The 537-nt window shown below is 60.5% G+C and carries 1 pseudogene; it reads right to left on the reverse strand.

Going from position 1 to position 537, the window contains the following annotated elements:
- Positions 1 to 247: 247 nt before the first annotated feature.
- Positions 248 to 537, reverse strand: a pseudogene (locus tag BMI01S_RS37965) (MFS transporter); the annotation flags it as partial.

Here is a 537-nt window from a genome sequence, read left to right on the forward strand (position 1 = left end):
AACTGGGCTTCATGTCACCGCTCGAAGCCCGTCAGGCACGGATGTTTAAACAGGCCGCCTGAGTCCCAAAACCGTGTCCAAACAATCCGGGCCGATACACGAACGGGCGGGTAATTGTTGGTTGTACTCACGGGATGTGTTTCCTCTCCTGCAAATGCAAGGCGCGCGGTGATGGCGGGCAACAACATCGAAGTTGCGAGAGCGCCGAGAACCCCACGGCGTCGGAACGAGGGACGTGGCTCCATTCTCAATCTCCGCGACCGAAAGCGTATAGGGACAAGGTCAGCAGGGTCGTGATACCCAGCACGATCGAAAGACCCGTCATGCCGGCCGAAAACGTACCAAAACTGTCCTTGAGGTACCCCACGAGGTACGGTCCCGCGAAGCCGCCTAGCGCACCGATCGAGTTGATGAACGCCAACCCGCCGGCGGCGGCCTGTCCGGAAAGGAATCGCGCCGGGAGCGTATAGAAAATCGTCCGGCCTGCAATCGTGCCGATCAGCGCCAGCGTGATGCCGGTCAGCGCCGGAACCAGGT

It is taken from the genome of Paraburkholderia mimosarum LMG 23256 = NBRC 106338, assembly GCF_000739815.1.
Classification (GTDB): Bacteria; Pseudomonadota; Gammaproteobacteria; order Burkholderiales; family Burkholderiaceae; genus Paraburkholderia; species Paraburkholderia mimosarum.